The sequence below is a fragment of the Coprococcus sp. RTP21428st1_C9_RTP21428_210409 genome (assembly GCF_040227395.1).
In the GTDB taxonomy this organism is placed as follows: domain Bacteria; phylum Bacillota; class Clostridia; order Lachnospirales; family Lachnospiraceae; genus Coprococcus; species Coprococcus aceti.
The window spans coordinates 15,786-22,016 of record NZ_JBEHVV010000047.1 but is presented as its reverse complement, the minus strand read 5'-3'; the positions used below and the strand labels follow the sequence as shown (position 1 = coordinate 22,016).

General features: G+C 45.9%; 7 protein-coding genes. All 7 read left to right on the top strand.

Annotation, left to right across the window (positions count from 1 at the left end; translation table 11 throughout):
* A partial coding sequence (locus ABUA34_RS09775) for a type I 3-dehydroquinate dehydratase (RefSeq protein ID WP_349823228.1) occupies positions 1 to 443 on the top strand: 443 nt, incomplete at its 5' end.
* A 157-nt stretch (positions 444 to 600) separates the two neighbouring features.
* Complete coding sequence (rsmH, locus tag ABUA34_RS09770) at positions 601 to 1,647, top strand: 16S rRNA (cytosine(1402)-N(4))-methyltransferase RsmH (RefSeq protein ID WP_161171479.1); 1,047 nt, start codon at positions 601 to 603, stop codon at positions 1,645 to 1,647.
* A 63-nt stretch (positions 1,648 to 1,710) separates the two neighbouring features.
* Entirely contained in the window at positions 1,711 to 1,866 is a 156-nt protein-coding gene (locus ABUA34_RS09765; RefSeq protein WP_349823227.1) for a hypothetical protein, read from the top strand.
* A gap of 207 nt (positions 1,867 to 2,073) precedes the next feature.
* Positions 2,074 to 3,102 (top strand): aldo/keto reductase, encoded by a 1,029-nt coding sequence (locus ABUA34_RS09760; protein ID WP_022217435.1) that lies wholly within the window; start codon positions 2,074 to 2,076, stop codon positions 3,100 to 3,102.
* Between the two features lie 159 nt (positions 3,103 to 3,261).
* Positions 3,262 to 4,878: an aminotransferase class I/II-fold pyridoxal phosphate-dependent enzyme gene (locus ABUA34_RS09755; protein ID WP_349823226.1), complete on the top strand. Its 1,617-nt coding sequence runs from the start codon at positions 3,262 to 3,264 to the stop codon at positions 4,876 to 4,878.
* Between the two features lie 94 nt (positions 4,879 to 4,972).
* Positions 4,973 to 5,596 carry a dTMP kinase gene (gene tmk / locus ABUA34_RS09750; protein ID WP_055146089.1) on the top strand — a complete coding sequence of 208 codons (624 nt, stop codon included), beginning with the start codon at positions 4,973 to 4,975 and terminating at the stop codon, positions 5,594 to 5,596.
* A gap of 69 nt (positions 5,597 to 5,665) precedes the next feature.
* Positions 5,666 to 6,231, top strand: a 566-nt coding sequence (locus tag ABUA34_RS09745; protein WP_502880267.1) for a DNA polymerase III subunit, incomplete at its 3' end; no start/stop codon positions are given.

Genomic DNA, 6,231 nt, shown 5'->3' with positions numbered 1-6,231 from the left:
TAGACATCGTGGATATAGAATATTTCTCCGACATGGAGATTGTGGATGAAGTCATAGCGGAGGCTCATTCCAAGGGCGTGTATGTCATAGTGTCCAATCACGATTTCAAGACTACTATACCTATGGAACAGATAGTTGACAGATTTAAGTCCATCATATTCACAGGTGCAGATATAGCCAAGATAGCCATGATGCCTGAGGAGGGATCGCAGGTCGTAGATATGATGCAGGCTGCAAAGGAACTGCAGGATAGTGGAAATCAGACCCCTCTCATAGTTATATCCATGGGTGAACTTGGTGTGGAGACAAGAACCACAGGAGAGATGTATGGCAATACGATATCATTTGCCACAGCGGGCATACCTTCCGCCCCTGGACAGATATCTGTGGATGCACTCAGGAGCCAGCTCACCATGATACATCACATTATAGCTGGTAAATAATAATAATTATATGATGCTATTATTCTGGAAGTCACGGATGAATGCCGTGGCTTCCATTTTTTTAGTGTTGTGTGGCTTGTTTCGCAGATATATGGTATTATGACATAAATGTTCCGGGGCCTTGTATGGCAGACGGCGGCTAAGGAGATAAGAATATATGGAAGAAAAGATACACAAGAGGAGAGTGCACTACAGTGGCACCCATCCGAAGAGGTTTGAGGAGAAATACAAGGAGCACGATCCTGAAAAATATGCGGATACGATAGAGAAAGTCATAAGCAAGGGAAGTACCCCGGCAGGGATGCACATTTCAATATGTGTAAATGAGATACTGGATTTCCTTCAGATACAGCCGGGACAGCAGGGGCTTGATGCGACACTGGGCTATGGTGGACACACAAGGCGTATGCTTGAGCAGCTCCATGGAGAGGGGCATATGTATGCTCTGGATGTTGATCCTATAGAGATAGTGAAGACGAAGCAGAGACTGGCGGAGGCCGGCTACGGTGAGGATATACTCACGATAAAGCAGACAAATTTCAGGAATATCGACCAGGTGGCAGAGGAGGCCGGGGGATTTGATTTTATCCTTGCGGATCTTGGAGTGTCTTCCATGCAGATAGACAATCCAGACAGGGGATTCACATACAAGTTTGATGGACCACTTGATCTGAGGCTTGATCCGGAGAAGGGTGAGTCGGCGGCGGAGCGTCTACGAGAGGTTTCGTATGAGGAACTCGTTGGGATGTTCCAGGAGAACTCGGACGAGCCTTATGCGGAGGAGATCGCCACGGTCATCATGAAGAGAAACCGAACTAAGAATTATGTGGAGACCACCACGCAGATGAAGGATGCCATCGAGGAGGCATTGGCATTTGTGCCGGAGAAGGACAGAAAAGAGGCTGTGAAGAAATCCTGTCAGAGGTGTTTTCAGGCTCTGCGAATAGATGTGAACAGTGAGTTTGAGGTTTTGTATGATTTCCTTGACAAGCTGCCGGATGCGCTCAGACCTGGTGGAAAAGTGGCGATACTGACATTCCATTCAGGTGAGGACAGACTGGTAAAGAGAGCGTTCAAGGCGGGAGCGAAGGCTGGTGTTTACAGCGAAGTCAGCAAGGATGTCATCAGACCGTCAGCGGAGGAGTGCGCCCGCAATCCGAGAGCAAGATCGACGAAGATGAGATGGGCTGTAAAAGCAGAATAAAGGACACAGAAAGGCGACATCGTCTGTATATCATGTTAATATGATGACAGGGGATGTCGCCTTTTGGACATATGTTTCAGATGTATTGTGGCTGACTATTTCACAGGAGTTGAGGCAAGTGAGATGAATGTGAGCTGCGCCTGTGATGGCATACAGGCAGAGGAAATGCTCTATGAGAATCGGTATGATCTTTTTTCGGTGGAGATAAGCTCCCAGTAAATGCGTAACAGGCATATAGAGGATAGTAAAAATGTCCGGGATAATTTAGGCAGAACATTTATAGAAATCATAATAAAATTTTCATATATAATACAAAAATATTCATATTTTTTTGATGTAATCGGTATGATATACTTCAAAATGTAGTGATAACTTGCATATATACGAAGAAACCATCGTAAGGTTAATTTTAAGAGAGGTATCAATATGGGAGATTATAAGGCAGCAGAGAATAGATATAAGAATGTTGAAGGTACAGGATTTTACAGACATTGCGGCAAGAGCGGTCTTATGATGCCGCCTCTGGCACTTGGACTCTGGCACAATTTTGGAACAAATGACGATTACGAGAATATGAAGAAGATGTGCTTTACTGCATTTGACAACGGAATAACACATTTTGATATAGCAAACAACTATGGCCCGGTGTATGGAAGTGCAGAGGAGAACTTTGGAAAGATACTCAGAGAGGAACTGGGTGCGTACAGGGATGAGCTGATAATCAGCACTAAGGCCGGATTCGATATGTGGGAAGGCCCTTACGGCAACTGGGGCAGCAGAAAATATCTCATAGCAAGTCTTGACCAGAGCCTTAAAAGACTTGGCATCCCATATGTGGATATATTCTATCATCACAGAATGGATCCGAACACTCCACTCGAGGAGACCATGGGAGCATTGGCGCAGATAGTGAAGAGTGGAAAGGCACTTTATGTCGGACTCTCCAACTATGACGGACCTACCATGGCAAAGGCGGAGCGCATACTTGATGAGCTTCATGTGCCATTTGTGATAAATCAGAACAGATACAGCATACTGGACAGATCTGTCGAGAATAATGGGCTTCTGAAGCAGACATACGCATCAGGCAAGGGACTCATATGCTTCTCGCCTCTGGCACAGGGAATGCTGACAGACAGATATCTGAAGGATATGCCGGCGGACAGCAGGGCAGTGAAGGACGGAAGATTCCTTCATGAGGATCAGGTGCTTGAAACTAGACCTCTCCTCAACCAGTTAAATGAGATCGCAGCCGGATATGATATGAAGCTATCAGAGCTTGCCATCGCATGGCTGCTGAACAAGCCGGAGGTCACAACAGTGCTGATCGGTGCTTCAAAGCCTGAGCAGATCATCAGCAATCTCAAGGCTGTTGAAAAGCAGGCACATACAGTCATGACCGATGACGAATTACAGAAGATCGAGGATGCCGTTGCAGCATTTGAAAGATCATAAAATAGGCAAAACTTTTTTTATACCCCCTCGCAGGAGAAGCCGGATAGAGCTTCTCCTGTTTTTTATATCTGTGCAGACGTTGGGAGAAGTCTGTGCTGTTACAAATACATAAAAGTATGGTATTATATCACACAGAATCTATGTTACGGAGAAAAACTGGTGAAGGAATATATAAATGAAGCACTTGAAAAATATATAGAGAAGGGTACATACCCGTGGCACATGCCGGGACATAAGAGACAGCCGCTAGAAGAGCCGGCCAACTTCTGGAATGGGGTGTATGCACATGATTTCACTGAGGCTAAAGATCTTGACGACATGCATGAGCCGGAGTTGTTCATAGCGGACAGTATTGCCGAGATGAAGAATGTGTATGGAACATTTGCAACATATATGCTGGTGAACGGTTCCACATCCGGACTTATGACAGCTATACACGCCACCTGTCACAGGGGAGACGTGATACTTGCGGCAAGAAACTGCCACAAGGCGGTGTACAACGCTATCTGTATGTTGGAGCTTGAGCCCGAGTATATAGTGCCGGATTATGTGAGTATGAGCTGGCCTGACGGTGTGGGTCAGAATGAAGTCGGAGCAATATCGAATGGAATGTCAGATGATGGAGAAGATGACTGCGAAATATCGGAAATGATGGCTCCAGGCGATGAAGATGATCGTGAAATGTCAGAGAGGACAGACATACTGGGTGACATATCACCGGATAAGTTGGAGCTTGCTCTTAAGGAATTGGTAGCAGATGGCAGAAAGCCAAGAGCGGTGATAATCACATCGCCGACATATGAGGGTGTCATATCTGATATAAGGACCATAGCCGGGATAGTACACAGGTATGGAATATATCTCATTGTGGACGAGGCACAGGGAGCACATCTGAACTTCATGGAAGGACATGAGACCGCCATGCAGCAGGGCGCGGATATTGTCATCGAGAGCCTGCACAAGACCATGCCGGCACTCACACAGACATCACTTCTTCATGTGATGAATCCTGAGCTTGATGAGAGGGTTAGAAGATATCTGCAGATATTCCAGACATCTTCGCCTTCATATATATTTATGCAGAGCATGGAGAAGGCAGTTGCATTTGGCGCAAATAACAGAGATGAATTTGCCAGGTATGGGCGGAGGCTTGAGGCATTTGCCGGGAAATGTGATGGGCTCAGAAATATACGGCTGTTCAGACCTGATGCTTCCTCAGTGAAAAATGATGAGATCTGTAATGCGTGTAAAGTGTTCGACCGTGATGAGGGCAGGCTGGTATTTGTCGTGAGACCGGGAACTGTAGACGAGTCGGGACAGAAATTTACAGGGGTTATGCTTGCTGAAATTCTGGCGGACAGGTATGGGTTGATTGTTGAGATGGCATCGGTGAGTTATGTCATTTGTATATCATCTGTTGTGGACAGTGCAGACAGTTATGATATACTATTTAATGCGGTGGCTGAGATAGACGGGAACCTTGGCTATGAGCCGGATAAAACAGACCGGCAGGAGCTGGATATCATATCCGGCAGAAGGTCAGCTATGCCGCCGGGAACCGCGTGGGACAGACCAGTGGAGAGCGTGCCGATTGAGGGTGCGGCTGGGAAGGTGTCGGGGGCATTTGTATATGCATATCCGCCGGGAATACCTGTGCTGGCGCCGGGAGAGGTCGTTGACCGGCAGGCGGTGAACGGAATAAAGTCCATGATAGACAGCGGACTTAATGTGGCAGGAGTCAATGACGGTTATATCAAAGTGCTGTGCGGAGAATGATATGTAGCATTATGATCTGGAAGGTTTGATAAGAATCACAATATAAATATGAAAGGTGTACATGTGCAGGAACAGCATATGGCAGGGTTAGGATATGAAAGGAATATTTATAACTATAGAGGGCCCGGATGGAGCGGGCAAGACCACACAGAGGGAGCTGCTTAAGGAATATCTGGAGAAGAAAGGCTATGACGTGCTGATAACCAGAGATCCGGGGGGAAATCCCATAAGTGAGGCGATCCGCGAGGTTATATTGAACAAGGATTTTACAGAGATGGGATATATGACTGAGCTGCTTCTGTATGCTTCGGCGAGAGCCCAGCTTGTGAAAGAGAATATCAAGCCTGCACTGGATGCCGGTCAGGCGGTGATTGCAGACAGATTTGTGGACTCATCCGCTGTGTATCAGGGAATCGGAAGAGGACTCGGAGTTGACACGGTGTATAAGGTAAATGAATTTGCACTTCAGGGAATCATGCCGGATATGACATTCCTCATGGATCTTGACGCCCAGGAGGGAATATCCAGAAAGAAGAACCAGGCTGAACTTGACAGAATGGAGAATGAAAAAATGGAGTTCCATCAGAAGGTCGTGGATGGATACCGCATGCTTGCGGATATGCACACTGAGAGAATAGTGAAGATAGACGCTACTTTACCTATTGATGAGATTCATGGTATAATAGTAGGGTATGTAGAGAAGAAACTTAATCTTTAATATATTTTGATTTTGGAGAAGGTCAGAATAGACATACAGAAAAAATTAATTGTAAGGGGGTTGGTATATATGATAGATTTCACAGACATAATCGGACATGAGGACATAATACGCCACTTCAAGAGCAGCATTGAGCTGGGTAAGATATCCCAGGGCTACATCATCAATGGCGAGACAGGAAGTGGAAAAAAGACCCTTACCAGGGCGTTGGTCAAGACTCTCCAGTGTGAGGAGGGCGGTACAGAGCCATGTAATCATTGTAAGTCATGTCTTCAGTGTGAGACGGGAAATCAGCCTGATATCGTGTGGGTGACCCACGACAAGCCAAATGTGATCTCGGTTGAAGAGATACGTGATCAGGTGAATTCTGATATTGATATCAAGCCTTATAGCAGCAGATATAAGATATATGTTATAGAGGATGCACAGCTTCTGAATGTGAATGCACAGAACGCTTTGTTAAAGACGATCGAGGAAGCTCCGTCCTATGCAATAATCATACTGCTCACCAACAATCTTGATAAGATGCTTCAGACTATACAGTCCAGATGTATAGTGCTGAATGTGAAGCCTGTCAGAGAACATGATATACTTGATTATCTCATGAACGAGCTCAAGCTGGACAAGCAGAAGGC